The organism is Gammaproteobacteria bacterium (assembly GCA_016200485.1).
Taxonomy (GTDB): domain Bacteria; phylum Pseudomonadota; class Gammaproteobacteria; order Tenderiales; family Tenderiaceae; genus JACQEP01.
The window spans coordinates 82,846-104,318 of sequence record JACQEP010000016.1 but is presented as its reverse complement, the minus strand read 5'-3'; the positions used below and the strand labels follow the sequence as shown (position 1 = coordinate 104,318).

21 protein-coding genes are annotated in these 21,473 nt (G+C 54.9%); 12 read left to right on the top strand and 9 right to left on the bottom strand.

Features of this window, described 5'->3' with window-relative positions:
* Positions 1-85 precede the first annotated feature (85 nt).
* Both HY272_10560 and HY272_10555 read left to right on the top strand, forming a co-directional pair.
* The gene (locus HY272_10560) at positions 86-547 is read left to right on the top strand and encodes a hypothetical protein (GenBank protein MBI3773125.1); all 462 of its coding nucleotides are present in this window, start codon (positions 86-88) and stop codon (positions 545-547) included.
* Between the two features lie 91 nt (positions 548-638).
* Positions 639-1,322 carry a methyltransferase domain-containing protein gene (locus tag HY272_10555; GenBank protein MBI3773124.1) on the top strand — a complete coding sequence of 228 codons (684 nt, stop codon included), beginning with the start codon at positions 639-641 and terminating at the stop codon, positions 1,320-1,322.
* A gap of 21 nt (positions 1,323-1,343) precedes the next feature.
* Here the strand turns inward: HY272_10555 and HY272_10550 are convergent, their stop codons facing one another.
* Together HY272_10550 and HY272_10545 are read right to left on the bottom strand one after the other, a co-directional pair.
* Complete coding sequence (locus tag HY272_10550; GenBank protein ID MBI3773123.1) at positions 1,344-2,189, bottom strand: hypothetical protein; 846 nt, start codon at positions 2,187-2,189, stop codon at positions 1,344-1,346.
* A 67-nt stretch (positions 2,190-2,256) separates the two neighbouring features.
* Positions 2,257-3,297: a tetratricopeptide repeat protein gene (locus tag HY272_10545; GenBank protein ID MBI3773122.1), complete on the bottom strand. Its 1,041-nt coding sequence runs from the start codon at positions 3,295-3,297 to the stop codon at positions 2,257-2,259.
* A 177-nt stretch (positions 3,298-3,474) separates the two neighbouring features.
* On the opposite strand from HY272_10545, the gene HY272_10540 reads away from it, so the two are divergent.
* Complete coding sequence (locus HY272_10540; GenBank protein ID MBI3773121.1) at positions 3,475-4,383, top strand: D-hexose-6-phosphate mutarotase; 909 nt, start codon at positions 3,475-3,477, stop codon at positions 4,381-4,383.
* 48 nt (positions 4,384-4,431) lie between these two features.
* Here the strand turns inward: HY272_10540 and HY272_10535 are convergent, their stop codons facing one another.
* Positions 4,432-4,914, bottom strand: coding sequence for a cyclic nucleotide-binding domain-containing protein (locus HY272_10535; GenBank protein ID MBI3773120.1), 483 nt, complete (start codon positions 4,912-4,914; stop codon positions 4,432-4,434).
* Between the two features lie 277 nt (positions 4,915-5,191).
* On the opposite strand from HY272_10535, the gene HY272_10530 reads away from it, so the two are divergent.
* Positions 5,192-6,082: an ABC transporter substrate-binding protein gene (locus tag HY272_10530; GenBank protein ID MBI3773119.1), complete on the top strand. Its 891-nt coding sequence runs from the start codon at positions 5,192-5,194 to the stop codon at positions 6,080-6,082.
* Here HY272_10530 and glcF read toward each other — a convergent pair.
* The 5 genes from glcF to HY272_10505 form a co-directional block, all read right to left on the bottom strand.
* Positions 6,079-7,293: a glycolate oxidase subunit GlcF gene (gene glcF, locus HY272_10525; GenBank protein MBI3773118.1), complete on the bottom strand. Its 1,215-nt coding sequence runs from the start codon at positions 7,291-7,293 to the stop codon at positions 6,079-6,081. The two genes, HY272_10530 and glcF, sit on opposite strands and share 4 nt — an antisense overlap.
* Positions 7,294-7,299: 6 nt before the next feature.
* Positions 7,300-8,358: a glycolate oxidase subunit GlcE gene (gene glcE / locus HY272_10520; GenBank protein MBI3773117.1), complete on the bottom strand. Its 1,059-nt coding sequence runs from the start codon at positions 8,356-8,358 to the stop codon at positions 7,300-7,302.
* 6 nt (positions 8,359-8,364) lie between these two features.
* Positions 8,365-9,849, bottom strand: a complete 1,485-nt coding sequence (locus HY272_10515) for an FAD-binding protein (protein ID MBI3773116.1) — start codon at positions 9,847-9,849, stop codon at positions 8,365-8,367.
* Between the two features lie 108 nt (positions 9,850-9,957).
* On the bottom strand, positions 9,958-11,334 hold the full coding sequence (locus tag HY272_10510) for a four-carbon acid sugar kinase family protein (GenBank protein MBI3773115.1): 1,377 nt from the start codon (positions 11,332-11,334) through the stop codon (positions 9,958-9,960).
* 57 nt (positions 11,335-11,391) lie between these two features.
* A complete protein-coding gene (locus HY272_10505) occupies positions 11,392-13,596 on the bottom strand; it encodes a phosphoketolase (protein ID MBI3773114.1) in 2,205 nt (734 codons plus the stop codon).
* Between the two features lie 119 nt (positions 13,597-13,715).
* On the opposite strand from HY272_10505, the gene HY272_10500 reads away from it, so the two are divergent.
* From HY272_10500 to HY272_10470, 7 genes are all read left to right on the top strand, one after another.
* Complete coding sequence (locus HY272_10500; GenBank protein ID MBI3773113.1) at positions 13,716-14,471, top strand: IclR family transcriptional regulator; 756 nt, start codon at positions 13,716-13,718, stop codon at positions 14,469-14,471.
* Positions 14,472-14,526: 55 nt separating this feature from the next.
* The gene (locus HY272_10495; GenBank protein ID MBI3773112.1) at positions 14,527-15,531 is read left to right on the top strand and encodes a sodium:calcium antiporter; all 1,005 of its coding nucleotides are present in this window, start codon (positions 14,527-14,529) and stop codon (positions 15,529-15,531) included.
* 4 nt (positions 15,532-15,535) lie between these two features.
* The gene (locus tag HY272_10490; GenBank protein ID MBI3773111.1) at positions 15,536-16,360 is read left to right on the top strand and encodes an undecaprenyl-diphosphate phosphatase; all 825 of its coding nucleotides are present in this window, start codon (positions 15,536-15,538) and stop codon (positions 16,358-16,360) included.
* A gap of 50 nt (positions 16,361-16,410) precedes the next feature.
* A complete protein-coding gene (locus tag HY272_10485; protein ID MBI3773110.1) occupies positions 16,411-17,547 on the top strand; it encodes a methyltransferase in 1,137 nt (378 codons plus the stop codon).
* Positions 17,548-17,549: 2 nt separating this feature from the next.
* Entirely contained in the window at positions 17,550-18,287 is a 738-nt protein-coding gene (gene truC / locus HY272_10480) for a tRNA pseudouridine(65) synthase TruC (protein ID MBI3773109.1), read from the top strand.
* 15 nt (positions 18,288-18,302) lie between these two features.
* Entirely contained in the window at positions 18,303-18,995 is a 693-nt protein-coding gene (locus HY272_10475) for an NnrU family protein (GenBank protein ID MBI3773108.1), read from the top strand.
* A gap of 78 nt (positions 18,996-19,073) precedes the next feature.
* Complete coding sequence (locus tag HY272_10470) at positions 19,074-19,886, top strand: sel1 repeat family protein (protein MBI3773107.1); 813 nt, start codon at positions 19,074-19,076, stop codon at positions 19,884-19,886.
* 42 nt (positions 19,887-19,928) lie between these two features.
* Here the strand turns inward: HY272_10470 and HY272_10465 are convergent, their stop codons facing one another.
* Entirely contained in the window at positions 19,929-20,597 is a 669-nt protein-coding gene (locus tag HY272_10465; GenBank protein MBI3773106.1) for a hypothetical protein, read from the bottom strand.
* A gap of 187 nt (positions 20,598-20,784) precedes the next feature.
* Between HY272_10465 and HY272_10460 the strand changes: the two genes are divergently transcribed.
* The gene (locus HY272_10460; protein ID MBI3773105.1) at positions 20,785-21,207 is read left to right on the top strand and encodes an HIT domain-containing protein; all 423 of its coding nucleotides are present in this window, start codon (positions 20,785-20,787) and stop codon (positions 21,205-21,207) included.
* Positions 21,208-21,473: the final 266 nt, after the last annotated feature.

Here is a 21,473-nt window from a genome sequence, read left to right as displayed (position 1 = left end):
CATATTGTTGTATGATTTCTTGTGCATGTGGTCTGTAAACTAATCGTTGCGTAGCAGCGCAAGGTCTTTTTAATAGGGAATGGATATGCGTTTTAACTTAATAAATATCGAGATTACCCCAAAATGGAATGCGTTCTGGCGTATCAGCTTGGCGGGCACTCTTGCAGCGTTGCTAGCGGCCTGTGGGTCAGGTAATCCCGATGCCAATGTTGCGCAGAAAGTCGTTGAGGAGTTTTATCAGGCGCAACTCAGCAAAGATGATAACAAGGTATTGGGGTTATATTCTTCCAAGCGCGCGTTGGACGAGCGAAAATCCTATGTCGAGCAGCAGCATAAAACGCTTGGCCAGCTCAAGAGCTATCACATCAAGCGAAATGAAGTTAATACTGTTTTGCGCGGGCGTTACTATATTTTTGATATTCAGGCCGAATATGATCAGGCCGGTGTGGTGCAAGAAACGCTCACGATCTTCAATGAGGTGGGATCAGAGGAAACTTCGATCGTCGGGCATAATATCAGCAGTGAAAGAGTGGCATTGAATTTTTAGGATGGCAAAGCGTTTGTCACGATTCCTTTTGCGTCCTCTCGTTGTGCTTTCTATGCTTATCTGCGGATAACAATATCTTGGGGAATGACAAATGCATCCATCGGCAATGGTGAATGGAAAATTGTTCTTTGACACATATGGCAATTGTGCCGACAGTTATGACGTTGTCGAGATTGGCTCGCAGAATGTGAATGGTTCATTGCGCGATGTCTGCCCTAAAAATGTAAAATATATCGGGGTTGATTTTGTTGTGGGCAATGGAGTCGATGTGGTTCTCACTGACCCTTATAGCCTTCCTTTTTATGCTGACTCGGTTGATGTTGTCGTCAGTTCATCGTGCTTCGAACATTCGGAAATGTTCTGGCTGTTGTTTAACGAGATCTTGCGCATCCTCAAGCCCAATGGCCTCTTTTATCTGAATGTCCCGTCAAATGGCCATTACCATCGATACCCGGTCGATTGCTGGCGGTTTTATCCCGACAGTGGCAATGCGTTGGTGACGTGGGGGAAACGTTCCGGGTTCAATCCCGCGCTTCTGGAAGCGTACACGTCAATGCAAAATCAGGACGTCTGGAACGATTATGTGGCGGTGTTTATCAAAGACGCCGGGCATGTTCATGAATTTCAGGACAGGATGTTGAGCAAGGTGGGCGGCTTTTATAACGGCCGTTTGTTTGGTCGTGAGGAGTTGATCAACCCTCAAGGGGCGACGCAGGAGACCATGAAGTTGTTCGCCATATCGGGGATACTGAATGGGTCCATTACCGTCAAATAGGTATTTATGGGACCATTCTTGTTATTCCAGCGCCTGGTGCAATATATCTCTGATATCACGTTTTGATATCGCCTGAAAGCCGGCTTCTTCAAGACGGGCGCGATCGCTTTCGTTTTCGAGCAGTGAGTAGCAGTCATCCACCAGGGTCTGCGGCGTGAAAAATTTGATGCCATTCTTGATGTCATTCTCAATGTAGGTATCAGGGTCAAGGTCCGACAGAACGGCCTTTCGATTGGCGAGCAGGTAGGAAACGCGCACGATTTCAAAAATCTTTGAATGTTGGTAGAGGTTGATGTTCAAGACGATTTTCGAACGGGATATCAGGCCGTCTCTGGCTGGGCCGTAGAGACCGCAGACGAATAACGCGATTAGCCCGGATTGCGCGAGGGCATGAAAGGCGCCAAGTCGTTTCTGGCCGGTCAGACCGTAAATCAGTACATCGATGTCCTGGGTTTTATGTTTTGGGATTCTGCTGAGAATTGGCGCATAACCTACGGGAACGACGCGGACACGCTGGCCGCCAAGGGCGCGCCAGGTGTCTGTGTTAGAGGCGCTGTAGTCCCAGATATTGAAATGCGAGGCGCAATATTTGACCTCGGGTTTAATTTCGTTCGGGCTCAAGCCGCGCATTTGCTCGAAGTTGTAAATGATGGTGTGTTCCGGCAGAGTCTTGAGTACGTCGATGGAAGTTACCTGAGCGCCAAATACGATGTTGGTGACATCGCTGGCGAAATTGTTCACGGCGTAAGTGACCTCGTGTCCCAATTGCTCCAGTCCCCAGGAAATGGTCTCGATGATTTCCTTGTAACCGTAAAGACCGTGTGCTCGCGGGTGAGGAATCATGTGTGCGATGTGAAATCTGGCCATGTGTGACAGGTCCGGTCAGCGAATGTGATTACAGTGAAGAATAGCCCGATTCCCGGAATGGGTGCAATCAATGGGTTTCCTGCCAGCAATTCCGGACCGTTTGTATGATGGTCGGCAGGTTGACGTCAACAATATTCAGTAGGGTAGTTTTGTCAGAGCGAATTTGTTCGTATTTCATGCCAACATACTCATTTATTATCGCTGCATAATGGCCGGCTAGAACCTGTGAGTCTGGGTTGAGGTTGGTGACGATGCACAAGCCGGTAGGCGGGGCAGGAAAGGTGAAGATGGCAAGGTCGGGCCGATATTTCTTCAGGCAAGGAACGATTTTCCAGGTGTCCCCGCTCCAGAACTGGGTCTTCCGTTCCCGTTCGGAGGTGATCTCGTTCAATGGTATGCAGTCATGAATCAGTATCACCGAATTTCTTGTGGCTAGGTTCTCCACGTTTATGAAATCACGGAGTACAGCCTCGAAGACATGCAGGCCATCGATAAAGGCCATTGCGATCTTGTTGTGATCAAAAATCTGCAGGACATCATCACGGGCAAAAAAATCGTCACTGGTTTGGGTAAATATTCGTGTCAGTGCGGCGAAGGGGTGGATGATTTGCGGAGCGGGATCAATGCCAATGCATTGCGATGGAGGTTTGGCCAATGACATGGAGCGGCCAGTTTCCACCCCGATTTCAAGATATACCGCTGGTTTTAGCCAGCGATGGAAGATATCCAGGCATTCAAGATAGTGTGGTCCGGGAAGTAATATGCTGGATAATAGGAGGTTGGCCGCGTTATTGTCGGGATTGATGACAATTACTCGCTCGATAATGGCGATGGCTTCCGTCGGGTTGCCGAGATTCAATTTGCAAAGGGCGTAATTCAGACAGAGGTTTTGGTTGCGGGGATCCAGGCTTGACGCACGGCCAAGCAGCGATTCCGCCTCGAAATATTGTTTTCGCTGCATATGCAGCAAACCGAGTTGCTCCAGACTCGGGATGTGATCTGGAGTTTGGGAGAGAATAGAGCGATAGATATCAACAGCTTCATTCAGCCGGCCATCGCTCTGATGATTCATGGCTTGTGAAAAGGCGATGGTGTGATCCTGTTTCATACGGGCAGCGGCATCCGTGTCGGGGGACTCAAGGATAAAACAGCATATGTGTTCTGGAAAGGGGTTGATCTATGCGTGGACTGGTGTGCCATGACCGTTCATATTATGCTGGCGCCATCGGTTGATGATTCATTGGCATAATAATCAGGGTTTGATTTGAGGAGAAGGTATATGAATATGCCCTCGGTAGCGCAGCTGAATGCACGTTATGGGATTGCAGAACAAGTGATTTTTAAGGAGGGGGCGGGTGGTCTGGTCGTGGCGGAGGTGACCAACGCCAAATCGTCAGCGACGATTGCGCTGCAGGGTGCTCATTTACTGACCTGGGTATTGCACGGCCAGCCGCCGGTGATTTGGCTGTCAAAGGCCGCGAAGTTTGCGCCGGGGAAGTCGGTGCGTGGCGGGGTGCCTATCTGCTGGCCCTGGTTTGGGGCGCATCCGCGTGAGAGCAGTTATCCGGCGCATGGTTATGCCCGCACGGTGCCGTGGGAGGTGATTGAAACCAAGGCGCTTTCGGAGAGCAGCACACGTTTGATTTTCCGGCTGATGACCAGTGATGCAACGCGTGCCTTGTGGCCACATGAAACGCCGGTTGAGTGTCATATTACGATCGGCGCGGCATTGGAAATGGTGCTGCTGACGCGTAATGAAGACAAGATGCCAGTAGTGATTGGCGAGGCATTACATACCTATTTTGAAGTGGGTGATGTACGCAAAGTAAAGGTGCAGGGGCTCGATGACTGCCCGTATCTGGATAAGGTCGAAAATTTTCAGCGCAAGCAACAAAGTGGGGCGGTCACCATCGGTTCTGAAGTGGATCGCATTTATCTGGATTCAACGGCGGATTGCTTGATCGAAGATCAGGAATATCGGCGCGTGATCCGGATTGCAAAACGTGGCAGTCATTCGACGGTGGTCTGGAATCCGTGGCTCGAAAAAGCGAATCAAATGGGTGATCTTGGTGCAAGCGGATATCTGAATATGCTCTGTGTCGAAAGTACCAATGCCGCAGATGATGTGATTACCCTGGCGCCGGGAGCGGAGCATCGGTTATACGTGAAATATAGCGTGGAGCCGTTAGCCTAGTAGTCGCTTGTTAGAGTAGCAGTAGCCCATCCGCGTGATAGGCTTCTTTCAATAACGGCCGTGTGTCTTGTTGATGTAATTGGCGAGCTGCTGGCTTTCCTGGTTCATGCGCATCAAATTGGCGTGGGTGATGCGGAACAGTGCGCGCATGACTTTGTAGACCACGCGTGGCTGTGAATCCAGCAATGTTTCAAATGTGGCCGGGTCCAGGGTGTAAACCGTCGCATTGCCAATCGCGCGCAGGGTTGCTTTGCGCGGGGTGCGGTCGACGAAGGCGCGAGTGCCGGCGCATTCGCCTTTGCTCATGGTATAGACCGCAACTTCCTCGCCATCGATGATGCTAAAGACACCTAATTTGCCTTCGGCAAGCAAGAATAAAGTATTGGCGGCACCGCCTTCGGCGATCAGCAGTTCGCCGTCCTTGATCTGGCGCACGCCCATGATCTTGGCCAGTTCGACGGCCTCGTTTTTATCGAGTTCGTCTCCCAGGGTGGAAGAGCGGACTTCCTGAGGATTAGCAGTTTTCGTCATGGGCGACCTCCATAGCTATTGATCCGGCACGTAAATAGTAGCGCATTGACACTCCTTCCCCCTTGCAGGGGGAAGGTTGGGATGGGGGTGACGTGCTTGAAAATGTCCAACCTTCTACCCCCTCCCTTGCCCTCCCCCTTGCAAGGGGGAGGGGATTGAATTTGAATGTATTTAGATACCGGGTTAATAAGTTATCGATACTATTTATCTTACACTTTATTGCTTTAGTAAAGGGGGGGGTGGTATTCAGTGTAAATTCCCTGATTAGGATATCCTTATGTCGCAGATAAATATCATGGCCTTACGTCACTCGGCGTTTTATAGTCCGCTACTGCTGACCATTGCCGGCGGATTTCTCGCCGCCGAAGGACTGGAACCGAGATACACCGTCGCGACCCCCTCGCGTACGGTGCCGGCGAGCTTGATGGACGGGAGTTGCGATTTAGCGCAATCGGCGGTGGCGACCAGCTTTGCCGATCTTGAGCGCGGCGTGCTGCTTGAGATCGTACACTTCGCCCAGATCAATGAACGAGACGGCTTTTTTATTGCGGGGCGTCAGCCGAATACGAAGTTCACCTGGGATAAGTTGCGAGGCAAACGGGTATTGGTGGATCATTTTTTCCAGCCATTGGCGATGTTCAAGTATGCGCTGCAGCAGCGGGGTGTTGAATTCTCCAGCATCGAGGCCATTGATGCCGGTGATGTAACAGCGATTGAACGCGCCTTCCGCGACGGCAAGGCCGACTATGTCCACATGCAGGGGCCGGTGCCGCAGCAGTTGCAACATGAAGGTATCGGCCATGTAGTCGCTGCGGTCGGTGATGTCGTGGGGCCGGTGGCGTTCAGTAGTCTCTGCGCCAGACGCGATTGGTTGCAGACCGACAAGGCCCATGCCTTCATGCGTGCTTATCGTCGTGCACAGGCCTATGTGATTAGCGCGCCAGCGGTAGAAATCGCCGCGTGCGAGGCCGAAGCCGGATTTTTCCCGGACATCGATCACGCGGTGTTAACAGCGACCATTGCTGCTTATCAGCAATTGGGCTGTTGGATGGCCGATCCGGTAATCAATAGGGCAGCGTATGAGCGATTGCTGGATGTATTTCAGTTCAGCGGTGCGATCAGCCGCCGTTTTGACTATGACGCCGCAATCGTGTCGCCACCAGACTAACGTGGTGCATCAAGCAACTCAATCCAGTGTTTGACGGGCACGGTGGATTTGCTGGCCAGGTGCATCTGGCAGCCGATATTGGCGGTGGCGATACAGTCAGGTTTGCCTGCGTCCAGCGACTGAAGTTTGTTGTCGAGCAGTCGTTGTGATAGCTGAGGTTGCAAAATCGAATAGGTTCCGGCGGAACCACAACAGAGATGGCTATCGGCCGCCGGCGTTAGTTCATAACCCGCTATGCTCAGTATCTTTTCAACGATGCCATTGATCTTTTGTCCATGTTGCAGGGTGCAGGGCGCATGGTAGGCGATCCTGGTTGCGTCCAGGTTCTTTTGCAGCCGTGATAAATCTTCCACGGCGAGTACTTCGCTGATGTCTTTGGTCAGGCTGGAGATTCGCGCCGCCTTGGCGGCGTAGTTTACATCGTATTTGAGTATTTCGCCGTAATCCTTGACCAGGGTGCCGCAACCGCTGGCGGTCATCACCAGTGCTTCAACGCCTGTCTCGACATGTGGCCACCAGGCATCGATGTTGCGGCGCATGAAGCCGCTCGCCTCTTCGGGTGCCGACAAATGCTGGCTGAGCGCACCGCAGCAGCCCGCCCCGGCGGCGCGAATCAACTGAATGCCAAGCCGGTCGAGCACGCGCGCGGCCGCGGCATTGGTGTTGGGCGCGGTGATGGGTTGCACACAACCGTCGAGCACCAGCATCTTGCGGGCATGCGTCGTCATCGGCCATGCGGTGGCAGTCGGCATTGCCGGAATTTTCTGGCGCAGGCGCTGCGGCAGCAGTGGGGAAAAGGTTTGACCCAGTTTTACCAATGTCCCAAAGCGTTGGCGGAAAGGTATCAATGTGCGCAAGGTGCGGCGCAGGACTCGCTCCGCCAGTGGCCGCGGTACTTGCTGTTCGACAACGTGACGGCCAATGTCGATCAGACGTCCGTAACGCACCCCCGATGGGCAGGTCGTTTCACAGGAGCGACAGGTCAGGCAGCGATCAAGATGAGTTTGCGTCTTGGCGCTAATTTCCTTGCCCTCCAGCACTTGCTTGATCAAATAAATACGGCCTCTTGGCCCATCGAGTTCATCGCCGAGCAATTGGTAAGTCGGGCATGTCGCAGTACAAAATCCGCAATGCACGCATGCACGTAAGATTGATTCCGCTTCCTGTCCTTCGGCGGTGGCTTTGAATTGTTCGGTCAGTGACGTTTGCATGATGTGTTACAGCCCTGGGTACATGCGGCCGGGATTGAACAGCCCGAGCGGATCGAAGGCCTGCTTCAACTTGTGGTGCAAACGAAGCAGGCCGGGCGCCAGCGGCTGAAATATCTCGGAACGACGATTGCCGTTGCGAAATAGTGTCGCGTGGCCGCCGACGTTGGTGGCGTATTGGCGCACATTTTCCGGATCGGCGTCACTGATCAGCCAGCGTTGCGCTCCGCCCCATTCCAGCAACCAGTGGCCCGGAAGTGCCAATGGTGGTGAAGAAGATGGCACAGACACGCGCCACAGTCGCGCACTGCCAGCGAAGAACGGTAGTGTTTGTTCACGGAGATCGCGCCAAAACGTTGCGCTGTCGGCCAGCGTTTCTCCGCCGAGCTTGTCGATGCTGGGATTGACGGCGCTATGAGTCCCTGAAAGACGCACATAAAGCCGTCCCTCATTAAAACAAGTGGCAGACAACGGCAGCGGCCTTCCGGCATAGGTGTTCATCAATACGATGGCTTCGGTGGCGGTGCATTCTTGTATCAGTGTGATCTCGGCTTCGGGGCGTGGCAGTACTTTCAAGCTGATGTCGAGCAGCACGCCAAGTGTGCCGAATGCGCCTGCCATCAGACGAGCCGCATCGTAGCCGGCGACATTTTTCATCACTTCGCCGCCGAAATGCAGTATCTCGCCTTTGCCATTAATCATGCGGCAGCCGAGTACAAAGTCGCGGGCGGCGCCGGCATACGGGCGGCGCGGGCCGGAGAGGCCGCAGGCGATGGTGCCGCCAAGCGTCGCGCTATCGCCAAATCGCGGTGGCTCGAAAGGCAGCATTTGCCGCTGTTCGGTCAGCGCGTCATTAATTTCATGCAAGGGTGTGCCGGCACGCGCGGTGATCACCAGTTCGGTGGGTTCATGGCTGACGATGCCGCGATGGCCGCTGACCGGCAGTGCCTGGCCGTCAACGTGGCGGCCGAGGAATTGTTTGCTGCCACCTCCGATAATATGCAGCGGAGTTCTGTCGCCAATAGCGGCGGCGACGTGTTGTTGCAGTCTGTCAGCGATGTCTGTCATGCCGCGCTAAAACCGGTCCAGTTCCGGAAACGCCAGTTGGCCACGGTGCACATGCATGGCGCCAAATTCGGCGCAGCGGTGCAATGTCGGTATCGCCTTGCCCGGGTTGAGCAATGCCTTGCCGTCAAAGGCGTGCTTGATGGCGTGAAACTGCGTCAGTTCGGCGCTGTTGAATTGCACGCACATCTGATCGATTTTTTCCATGCCGACACCGTGCTCGCCGGTGATCGTGCCGCCAACCTCGACACAGGCTTCCAGAATCTTGCCACCGAAAACCTCAGCGCGCTCAAACTCGCCGGGATTATTGGCATCATAAAGAATCAGTGGATGAAGATTGCCGTCGCCTGCATGAAAGACATTCGCCACCGGAAGGCCGTAGTGATCAGAAAGTTCGCGGATGCGGCGCAGCACTTCAGGCAGCCGCTGGCGCGGGATGGTGCCATCCATGCAGTAATAATCCGGAGAAATGCGGCCGACGGCGGGGAAAGCCGCCTTGCGGCCTTTCCAGAATATGGTCCGTTCGGCCTCGTCCCTGGCGGTGCGCACTTCACTGGCGCCGCATTCGTTCATGAGCTCACGCACCCGCATGACCTGTTCGGAGACTTCCTCGTTGGTACCGTCCAGTTCGCACAACAAAATGGCTTCGGCGCCGCGCGGATAACCGGCATGAACGAAATCCTCGGCGGCATTGATTGCGAGCTTGTCCATCATTTCCAGACCGGCAGGGATAATGCCCGCGGCGATGACGGCGCCGACAGCGGTGCCCGCCTTTTCGATGTCGTCAAAGGCGGCGAGCACGACTTGCGCCCGTTCCGGTTGCGGAAGCAATCGAACGGTTACTTCGACAATCACGCCCAGCATGCCTTCGGAACCAGTAATCAAGGCCAGCAGGTCGTAGCCGGGGGCATCGAGCGCCTCGCTGCCGATGGTTAGCAGTTCGCCTTCAATGGTGACGAGGTTAACCTGCAAGATGTTGTGAACGGTTAATCCATACTTCAGACAATGAACACCGCCCGAATTTTCGGCGACATTGCCGCCGATGGTGCAGGCAATCTGTGATGAAGGATCAGGCGCATAGTACAAACCATGCGCTGCCGCCGCTTGCGAAATGGTCAGGTTGCGCACGCCGGGCTGTACCCGTGCCGTGCGTGCCAGCGGATCAAGATTAAGAATCGATTTCAGTTTCGCCAGACTGAGCAGAACACCCTCGCTGTGGGGTAACGCGCCGCCGGAAAGCCCGGTGCCGGCGCCGCGCGCGACGACCGGCACATCATTTTCATAACACAACTGCACTATCTTTTGAACTTGCTCTACGGTGTCTGGCAAGACGACAATCAATGGCAAACGGCGATAGGCGGAGAGGCCATCGCATTCATATGGCCGCAGGTCTTCTTCCTGATACAAGATGCTGTCCGCGGGCAAAATGCCGCGCAGCGCGGCGACGAGTTCAGCCTTGTTGAGGCGCAGTGTGACGGGCCTTTCCTTGTCCATAATTCAATACTCAATTTTTTAACTGGCCGCTGAAAAACGCGCTCTCCGTTAGAGAGCAGGGGCGATTCATGAATCGCCCCTGCATGCTAATTCACAGCCTGTTAACCATCAATGGCGCTTTGCATTTTTATAGAGCCAGGGGCTGACGCGTGGCGTGATTGTTTCAGCGGGGATGGTCAGGCGCTGATAGACCGTGGCCAATGCATTGTCGTCACCAACATTGCCGGGAAAGATGACCACCGGCAAATTCGGAAAGCGAGGATGACCCTGTGGGCAACGGATGACCGAGCAGCCCGCCAGAATCTGCCCCAGTACGCGTGAAGTGGACAACGCCAGGCCGTTAGTTAACACGTCGTTAGAAGTTATGCCGCCCTTGCTGATCAAAAAACCAATCGTTGGGGGCAAGTTACGTACTATGTCCATGAGCAATGCCGACACCTGTTCGCCGAAGGCGAGTCGCGCCTGCTGATCGGCAAAAGCCTTTTCGGTGCGACTAGTGAAAACCACAGGCGTTCGTGCCTCATTGTGCGCGGTTGAAACTGCGACGAGTGTTTCTTGGAGCAATTTGTCACGGTCTCGGGCAATCCGGTCGACATCCACTTCGATAGCGACGGTTCCCGGCTGCTGCAACAGCATATTTAATTGTGCGGTGGTTTTTTTGACATGCGAGCCGACGATAATTGCCCCGGCCTGTCCATCACGGACACAGGATGCCATTTGTTCGGCAGTGATCGATGGTGGCGGCAGCTTGGCGAGCGAGGTCAGCAGGCTGGCGGCGCTGCGAAATAAAAAACGCTGACCGTCGGTGGCGGCAGTCTGGATATGCGTCGCGAATCGGTCGAGGTCGCTTTGTTTTTCACCGTCCACGACGCAGCAGGTATTGCCTTCAAGTCGGCGGAGGCGCGAAGGAATGTTGCCTTGGATGTCGTTCAGCAGAAAGCGCTCGACTTGATCGGCCTGAATCCGGCCACCGGTTTTTTCGGCAACGTAATCCGGCAGGTAACTAGTGCTGTAGCCAAACACCGAGTCCTTGGCAAATTCCGTTTCATGGACCGGTATCGGTTTTCCATCAACAAGCAGATAGTGAACGCCGCCACGGGTAATGCGGCCACCTTCAAAAAATGCGGGCACCAGGAAATGCGCATCGAACGGACCCAGTTCCTCGGCAATGACATCGGTTTCCACCGGATAGTGGCCGCGCAGGGTGGAGTCGGAACGGCTCACCAGAATCGGATTGATTTCTGTGCCCGCTTGTTTCAGCGCCGCCAACGCAAGGCGCAGATTAATGCATATCTCGCGCGTAACCGCAGCAGCGCGATTCGCCGCCATGCCGCGGGTGTTGGTCAACACGAAGAACAGTGGCGCCGCGTCCTGCAGCGCCGCTGTCAGCGTGCCGGTATCCCAGCGGGTCAGCAGGAGGCAGCTGTGTACCGTCTGGGAGCCAGTCGGGTCGTCGTCCAAGACAACGATTTTGGTAGTAGCCATCTTCGCGCTCCAATAGCGGCGGGTTATCGCACGATAACCCGCCAGTGATCAGCTCAATTACTGTACTCGTTTAATCATCGCTTCGGCAGTGATGCCGTTGAATGCCATGATCTCCGCCGGCGAGGCCGTGGTTTCGCCACGTTTCCAGCAAAACACGTCACGCCTCGGCGCGCGAGTGCGCAGCAGTACCGGTTCCAGCGATGCACTGGGGCCGCCGCTGACCGCCAGCAGAGTGTCGCCATCGAACAGCGCGTTGAAGCGATCGTCAGCCATGAATTTATTATCCGGTTCCGAAACCGTGTCCCAGGCAACATCCGTCGGCCGATAGAGGCGGCGCGGATTGATCACCGCCACGATGCGCACACGATAACCGTCTGCTTCCAGTTGGTCCTTGGCTGCAAACACCGGCAGCATAACCATGTCGCCGGTGACAGCGAACACCACTGTACCCTTGGTGCCGGACTTGCTTTCATGGATCGTGGCCGCGCCTTCCGCGACGGCGTGACGTGCTTCACTCAAGCTCATGTACACCGGCAGCGGGCTCTTGGAGGCGATCAGCACCATGCCCTTGTTGACGCTGTTGGTGGCGTATTCATAAGCCACTTGCATGGCGTTGGCGTCGCAGGGGAACAAAGGATAGACGTTGCCGTTGCGCATCATGGCGGCGAAATAATTTTCGATCTCCGGCCGTTGATGCGTCCAACCGTTGCGGCCCTGTTCCAGTGCGCCCGCGGTAAACATAGTGACGATTGACGGCGTTTTACGGCGCAGTTCTGCCATCGCCTGAGTGACGGTCTGAATGACCGGCCAGCCATTGATGGCGAACGATTCATAAGACAACCACAGCGCACGCGAACCGAATAATGCCAAACCAGCGGCCAGACCGGCACAGGCGTCTTCGTTTAACGGTTCATAGACCTGGCCATTCGGTTCCTGATTGTAGAGCGGATCGGCCGTCGGATGACGAATCTTCAGCGCATCATTAATGTTCTTCATGGCCGAGGCTTCGTTGCCGTCGGCATTGGTGACGACGAAACGCGAATCGGCCTTGCCAATCTGCGCCACCAGCGCGCCCATGGCCGTGGCAGGAACAGCCTGTTCACCCTTGTTGAACTCCTGCATTTCCAGCTTCGGCAGCGGCGCAATGTCCAATTCGAATTCGGTGACCACGGTTTTCACGGCCGGGCCGCCACCGGCGCGGCTGAAATTGTCGCGCACGATTTGCCACGCCGCAGGCGTCAAGGCGCGGCGCTTCAGTCCATCGATAATATGCGGCTGGTCGAGCGTATCCTTTGGATACAAGTTGTGCGACTTGGCGCCAACGGCATGCACGCCCGCGCCCTTCATCTGTTTGATGATGAACACCGTCAATTTGCCGCCGAGCGCCGATTTGGCCGCCAGCTCGACGCCTTGCAGCACCGCTTTGGTAAAGGCCAGACGTTTTTCAAAAGCGAAATAGGTGCTGTCGGCATAGGCGCTGCTTTGATTGCTGTCGTCATAATCTTTGGCGTTGACCAGCATCACGTTGTCAAAGCCATGCCCCTTCCAGTAAGCGACCATGTCGTCATTGGTCATGCGCGATACCATCGAGTGGTGTTCCTGCGAATAACCGTTCCAGATCAGCACCGGCAGGAAGTTGGTGACTTTGGGATAAGCGGTGTGGAAGTGCATCATGCTGTTGAGGACATAGGGCTCGCCCATGCCGCCGTCGCCGATGGTCACCGGGAACAATTTGTCCGGATGCAACAACGCGCCCGCCATGGCGAAATGCTGGCCCTGCCCCAGTGGACCCGCCGGCGCCAACAGCCCCGGGATCGCCCCCGAAAGATGGCCGAGCAGCCCGTGCTTCTCGCGGAAACGGGCCATCATGTCGGTCATGGTCTTGATGCCCATCTCCTCCAGCGAACCGTCGAGAAACATCGAAGAATAAAAGCCGGGCGCATGGTGGCCAACCTCGGTAACAATGTTGGTGTGGCCGAGCATGATCAACGCCGCATGGGCCTCGGCGCTGGAGGCAAAACCGCCGGGATGACCGGAGCCTTTGGCGCCGGTCACTTGCAGCGTGAGGTAGCGCAGAGCGTCGGCAGCCAGTAGCGTCTGGTAGACGGCTTGGTCGTCCGTCTTGGTGATCGCGGCCTGACCCGCGCCGATCGCCGCCTGGCTGGCGTAACGATCAAAGCCGGGCCAGGTGTCGCCGAAGTGCTGGATGCCTGCGCAAAAGGCGGGGATGGCGTCGGTCTTGGCTTTCGGGATCGCGGACATGGGGGTCTCCTGGCAAATAGGGGGCGCTAAACCCAGCGCCCGGAATAATCGATGGCTTGTATTAAATTAGTCGATCGACTAATATTTCACAATACACAATCGTTTTCATAATGTGAAATATGGACAAAATCACTACCCCAATCCAAGTCATTGATCGGGCAGCTGCCATCCTCGACACACTGGCGGGCCACGATCAGCCCCTCAGTCTGAAATTGATTGCGGCCGATACCGGGCTCCACCCCTCGACCGCCTTCCGGATCCTGGCCTCGCTCGGCGGGCATGGTCTGGTCGATCGCGATCCGGCCGGCCACTACCGGCTCGGCGCCCGGCTGTTGCGTTGGGGGGATCGCGTCCGTTCGCGGCTTGACCTGCGCGGCGAGGCGCGGCCGGTGATGGAATGGCTGCGCGACCAGGTGGGTGAGACGGTGAATCTGACTGTGCGCGAGGGTGACGAGGTCGTCTATGTCGAGCGCATGACGGCGAAGCGGGCGGTGCGGGCCGAGCAGGTCATCGGCAGCCGCGCCCCGCTGCACGTCACCGCGGTCGGCAAGTTGATGCTGGGCGATCAGGGTGAGGCGGCGGTGCGCGATTATGCACAACGCACCGGTTTGCCGCGCTATACCGCCAATACCGTCACCGATGCCGACAGCCTGGCGCAGGAGGCCCGGCGCGCCATCGGCGACGGCTATGCCTTCGATAACGAGGAGGCCGAGCTGGGCGTCGGCTGCATCGGGGTGGTGATTCGCGATAGCAGCGGTGTAGTGGTGGCCGGACTCTCGATCTCGGCGCCAATCGAGCGCTGGCGCCAGGAATGGGTGGACTGGGTGAAACAGGCCGGGCTACGCGTTTCGGCCGCGCTGGGCTACGCCGGGTGACGCGAGGCGGCAACTGACATACAATTCGGCATTGAATTTATTGAGACATCCCTAAATGACCAGTGTCATCATTCTTATTGTTTCCCTCCTTGTCATCCTGATAGCGGCCGAAGTGTTTACCAATGCCCTCGAGCATCTCGGCGAACGGCTCAAAATCTCCGAGGGGGTGACCGGTTCCATCTTTGCCGCCGTCGGCACGGCACTACCGGAAACCCTGGTCCCCTTGCTGGCAATTTTTGCCGGGACTGCAGATACCCATGTCAATGAAGAAATTGGTGTCGGTGCGATTCTGGGTGCGCCGTTGATGTTGTCGACGCTGTCTTTGTCCCTGCTCGCTTTTGTATGCTGGAAGTCGCGCGGTCCACAGGGTGAGTTTAAGGCGGAGCGTAGTGGCTTCACACGGGACATGAATTTTTTCCTGATCGCATTTACGATCGCGGCAATTGCGCTTTTTGTGCCGCATGACATGGCCAATATCCGGGCCATGATCGGTTTCTCGCTGGTGCTGCTGTATTTCATTTACGTCATGCTGACCCTGCGCGCCTCCGCCAAGTTGGTGGAAGATGGTCACGGTACCGAGGCGGACAAGCCGATGTTTCTGTCGCGAGTGGGGCTGCCAGAAAATATGTTTGTCATCCTGTTTCAGCTGGGGCTGGGGTTGGGTCTGCTGGTGGCGGGTGCCAAGGGATTCATTTCCGGCGTTGACGATCTTTCAAAAATCATTGGTATCTCGGCGTTGGTGTTGTCGTTGTTGATCGTCCCCATCGCCACCGAGTTGCCGGAGAAAGTGAACAGTATTCTCTGGATACGCCAAGGCAAAGATACGCTGGCCTTCGGCAATATCACAGGGGCAATGGTGTTTCAGGGTACGTTGTTGCCCGCGATCGGGATTTCACTCACGCCGTGGGAACCGCGCCCCGAAGTTTTATTTGGCATCATCATTACCTTGGTGGCTGCCTTGTGGATCAGGCTCATGATTTATAGAGGGGCGCTGCGCGTCTGGCATTTGTTGGTCAATGGCGCACTGTATTTGACCTATCTCTATTTGGCGTTAGGCTGAAACGATGGATATGATTCTTTATTTTAAGGCCCTATTGCTGGGTTTACTGGAGGGCGCGACTGAATTTTTGCCCGTCTCAAGCACTGGACACCTTATTATCGCGGGTGACTTGCTGGGCTTCACCGGTGAAAAATCCAAGACCTTCGAGATTTTTATCCAGCTGGGCGCCATCCTGGCGATCATCTGGCATTACCGCCAGCGTGTCATGAGTACTGTTGCAGGGATTGGTCGTGATCCCGGCGCCAACCGATTTGTGATAAATCTGGGTATCGCATTCATGCCAGCCGCAGTACTCGGCTTGTTGTTTCATAAAACGATCAAGGCCTATTTGTTTAATCCCTATACCGTCGCAGCGGCACTGGTGGTGGGTGGATTTATTATTCTCTGGGTTGAGCGGCGTAAGCACGTCACCAAAATTGAAGCCGTTGATCAAATGAGTTGGCAGGATGCCCTCAAGGTAGGTCTCTTCCAGAGTTTTGCCTTGTTCCCCGGGGTGTCACGTGCGGGCGCTACCATCATGGGTGGTTTGTTGAGTGGATTGTCGCGTTCGGCGGCGACCGAGTTTTCATTCTTTCTGGCCATTCCCACCATGCTGACAGCGACCAGTTATGATTTGTATAAGAGCCGTGATCTGTTCGACATCAACGATTTCGGTCTGTTGGCACTGGGCTTTATTGCAGCCTTTATCAGTGCTTTGTTCGTGGTCAAACGTTTCCTTTCCTATGTGGGGCGGCATAGCTTCGCACCCTTTGCCTATTACCGCATCGTGTTTGGAATATTGGTGCTATTGCTGGGTTACAGCGGTTGGGTAGTATTTAGTCCCGTGTGATCAGGAATGAACCACAGTTCGAAACTTCCCTTTTCCAGCTAGATATTTTTTTGCGGGCGCACGAATGGTTGTGGCGCCCGCAACCCTTTAAAGAGCAGCAACCCGCTTGGGGTTTGCAATTGCCCGCACTCAGCACTGCATTACTCAGCCTCACAGATAACGATCTGGCACATTATTCCCACGATGATGCACCGCTATTAGCACTGCTGGGGCAGCATGTGCCTGAGTTGCGTGCGCTGTTGGAATGGCGCGCATTGTCTGATCTGGAACAGCATCCGCTTGCCGACAGTGGGCCGCATTTTATCTGGCAAATTCCGGGGCGAAAATGGGCGCAAATCACGGCATTCGCCGCGACGGTAGGGATGGTGAAGCAGCCGTTGCTGGAGTGGTGCGGCGGCAAAGGCCATCTTGGGCGTTTGCTGGCGCAACAGTGGCAAGTGCCGGTGATGACACTGGAGAAGAATAAAGAATTGTGTGCTGAAGGTGAATGTCTGGCGCAGCGTGCGCATATTGCACAGCAGTTTGTCGTCGCGGATGTGCTGGCAGAGTCGCAATCTCACGTATTAAATAAAAAACATGTCGTCGCATTGCACGCCTGTGGTGAGCTGCACCGTACCTTGGTGCGGCAAGCGGTTGCGGCGCAGGTGCCAGCCCTGGATTTGGCGCCGTGCTGTTATTATTTTGCGGCCACCAACCACTATCAGCCCTTTACCGAGGGCTTGCAGTTACAGTTGCGGCGTGACGATTTGCGCCTGGCCGTCACTGAGACAGCAACCTCCAGCGTGCGCGAGGTGCAATGGCGGGACCAGGAAATGGCCTGGAAGCTGGGGTTTGATCGCTGGCGGCGCGATGTGACGGGTGATGATCATTATCATCCCATCGCGCCAATCGATAAATCCTGGTTAAGGCTTGAGTTTAATGAATTCTGTCGCCTGCTGGCGCAGCGCGAACAAGTATATACGGATGCAGATGCTGCACATTATGAAGCGATAGGCTGGCAGCGGCAGCATGACGTCATGCGCTTAAGTTTGGTGCGCCAAAGTTTTCGCCGTGTGCTGGAGTTGTGGTTGGTGCTGGATATGGCCAGTTTTATGGAATCGCACGGCTACAGGGTGCGTATTGGTCAGTTTTGTCAGCGCACAACCACGCCCCGAAATATTCTGCTCTCGGCACGGCTGGCAGCATAGCCATGATCGATCACGACAGCATTCTGTATCAAGATCCGGATTTGATCGCGGTTCATAAGCCAGCCGGATTGCTGGTGCATCGTTCGATGATAGATCGTCATGAAACCCAGTTTGCCGTGCAGTTGGTGCGTGACTTGATTGGCCAGCGTGTATATCCAGTACATCGCCTGGACAAACCGACATCAGGCGTGTTGTTGTTTGCATTGAATGCCGATGTGGCGCGACGCATGGGCGAGATTCTCGTCACTGGCGGTGTGCAGAAGCACTATTTGGCAGTGGTGCGCGGCTACGCCGATGAACAGGATGTGATTGATTATCCGTTGCTGGAAGAGCTGGATGCCATCGCTGATCGCAGGGCGCGCCAGGATAAAGCGCCGCAACCTGCCATCACCGCGTATCGGCGGCTGGCAACCGTAGAGTTACCCTTGCCCGTGGGCCGCTACACAACGGCGCGTTATTCTTTGCTTAGTATTGAACCAAAAACCGGGCGCAAGCATCAAATCCGTCGCCATATGAGGCATATCTTTCATCCCATCGTCGGCGATACTACGCACGGCGATGGCCGTCAGAACGATTTTTTTCGCCAGCAATTTAATTGCCAGCGCTTGTTGCTGGCGGCGATGCAGATACTATTTCAGCATCCAGTGCATGGCGAAGCGCTGGTAATCACCGCCCCGCTGGCGCGTGATTTTCGTGACATAATTGATAAACTCGGGTGGAGCGATATAGAAGCGCCCTAAATAATAGGAATCGCTATGACGCAATTGATGTTGGCAGTGCTGTTTTTTGTGGGGATTCATGTCTTTATCGCGGCAAGCCCGATGCGGCAGCAAATAATAAAAGGCATTGGTGAAAAGGCTTATTTTGGATTGTTTGGTGTCAGCGCATTGCTGGGCCTGGTGTGGATGGTATGGGCGTATCGTCATGCGCCGTATCAAGAGCTCTGGGGACAGGTATATCGTTTTCGAGGTCTTGCCTTAGTCGGGGTGCTGCTGGCGATCTTTTTTGCGGTATTGGGATTGATTTCAACATCGCCAGTGGCCATGCGGCGGCGGCCGTCATCCGCGGAGTTGGATGGTGCGCGCGGGATTTATCGCATCACACGTTATCCATTGCTGACGGGAGTTGCGATTTGGGCCACGGTGCATCTGCTGTTTAATGGCGATTTAGCGTCCCTGATATTCTTCGGCGGGTTTGTAGCATTGGCGATCGGCGAAGTGCGCGGTATTGAACGCCGCCAACGCGAGATTCATGGTGAAGCCTGGGGTCGCTTCTCGGCACAGACCTCCGTCTTGCCCCTGCTTGCGATCTTGCGCGGACGTAATCATCTGACGCTGGCTGAAATAGGCTTCTGGCGGCTGCTGGCTGCCCTCCTGGTGTACGTCGGAGTCCTGCATGGACATGAGCATCTGTTTGGTGTGAGTCCATTGGCGGGCACGTATTGGTAACGGTGGCGGCTGGACCTTGACGGCGGCGGCGGGCTCGGCGAATCTAGTCACTTTAATCCCTACAATGAGAGTAAACCAATGATGTTATGCAGGCCGATGGTGGTTGCAGTTTCGTTGTGGTTAGGCGTTAGCGGGGGCGTGGCCATTGCGCAACAAGGTCCCGCAGTGTCAAAGGCGCGCCAAGATCTTCAAGCCCGGGCCGCTGGCAGTAATCTGGAAGCCAAGCGTGATCTGGGGCTTGATTACCTCTTTGGCAAGCATGGGCCGGCCGCTGGCGAGCAGGCCGAGCGGTGGTTGCAGGAAGCCGCCAAGCAAAATGATGCCGCCGCACAAGTGGCGCTCGGTTTCCTTTATGAAGATGGCAAATTGCTCGGCAAGAGCGATATGGCTAAGGCGATTCAATGGTATACCCAGGCTGCCGAGCATGATCATCCCGTGGCACAAGCGCGACTGGGACGGATTTACCGTTTAGGCGTGGGTGGCAAAAAAGACTATACCTTGGCCGCCAAATGGCTAGCCAAGGCCGCCTCCTGGGGCGATGCCAATGCCCAGGCTAGTGTGGCAGAGATGTATGAAACCGGCCAAGGCATCGCGCAAAATTATTCGCTGGCCGCTACCTGGTACAGTGCGGCTGCGGCGCAGAAACATGGCCCCTCACAATGGCGCTTGGGTTATCTCTATGAGAATGGCCTCGGCGTGAATAAAGATTATGTGAAGGCTTACATGTGGTACAGCATCGCCGGTGTTTGGGAAATGGTCGGTGATGGTGACTTGGCCGCAGGTGACCCGCGCCGGGCATTGGCGGAGAAGATGACGCCAGTACAAATCATCGAGGCTGAATCGCAGGCCACCGATTGGTGGGTAGAGCATTTCCAAGCCGCCACAGAATAAAAAAGGAGCGGAGGGGCGAGTTTCAAACTCGCCCATAGCTATTTATTGTACAGTTACATTGACCGACGCCAATGGCGGCATGCCGAAAAAGGTGGACGGAATGCATTGCAAGGCAAACGACACCGTGCGTGGAAAGCTCGAGGCAATCAAGTTGGTGCTGCCCTGTGGTGACGAAAGTTGGCTTGTCAGCGCGAAGTTCGCCGGTGACCAGGCCGAATTTTGGCCGTTGAACGTGAACGGCTGACATTGGAAGAAATCACCGCTGTGTGACCAGCTCAGTTTGGTAACCGCGTTGACGCCAACGATGCGTGGTCCCGCCACCAGTACCAGGGGTTGGGTTTGATTCACTGAGACCGAAAGCCGCGCTTGGGCACCTACCGGAATATTATTGCCGCAGGTCGCAGTGAAGGTAGTGTTGGTGCCGGGAGCCGAGGCAATAAAGCTGAAGGTAGGGGTTGACGTTGAGGTGGTCGCACAGCCCAGCGTAGTGACATCGGTTTGGGTAGTGCCGTTTAACCTATAGATTTGATAACTCGTAATGTTATTAACACTGACATTGGAAAACGCCAATGGAAATTCCGCGGTGATGATCCCGTTGCTTTGTTTGAAGGTGGTATCGTAAACAAACTCCACCGCACCCGCGCTCAAGCTGAATATCAGCGCTAACGTTCCAACTGCAGCACGACACAGTCTGTCCTTATGTTCGTTCATGGGTACCCTCCGGGTTGATTAAGGTTTGTAGCATCGCCCGCACAATCCAGCGAGTGCTTACTAAAGATAGATCTAAGGATCAACAAACGGAAGGGGCGATGGTGAATTAGTTTTATGTAAATCAATTGCTGCCCAACCTGAATTCCGGTAGATTAAGAATCCACATTATTAATGAAAGAACTAAATCGTGGCTGAGCTTCATCCCCAGCTTCAAAAGGATAGTATTTGTATCGGCCGTTTTGAGTTATGCCGATTGCTGCTGATGCTGGATGCCAACTACCCTTGGTTTATCCTGGTCCCGGATCGGGAAGGTATCAGTGAGATCTACCAATTAAGTCAGGCAGACCAAATGCAGTTGCTGCACGAATCTTCTTATCTCGCCGAAGTTATCTCCAACGCCTTCGAGGCCGACAAGATCAACATCGCCGCTTTGGGCAATGTCGTCCCGCAACTGCATGTCCATCACATCGTCCGTTATCGCAACGACACCGCCTGGCCGGCGCCGGTGTGGGGCAAAGCGCCCCCAAAGGAATATGCGCCCGGTGAGCAGGAACAAATTATCGCCAAGCTGAAAATGCTACTGGGTTCTGAATTTGATTTTTACGTTTAGCGCCCCTCAGCGTTTTTTCAACAAGCTGCTGGGAAGTGCGCGGTGTAATGTGCTGTCTATTGCACCGGGTGAGCCAAGCTCTCGTTTTGCGTTTGAAAAACCGCTCGCTCCAAAACGTCAGACGTTGTCTATCAGTTGAAATCATATCAATCTCACCCCTTCAGATAAGGTCTACAAAATTCGTATCCTGAGCCTGCCGAATTTCGTTGGTGGAGAAATTTTTGTCGCCAAGCTGCATTGAAGGGTTATCCTATGATTTGAAAGAG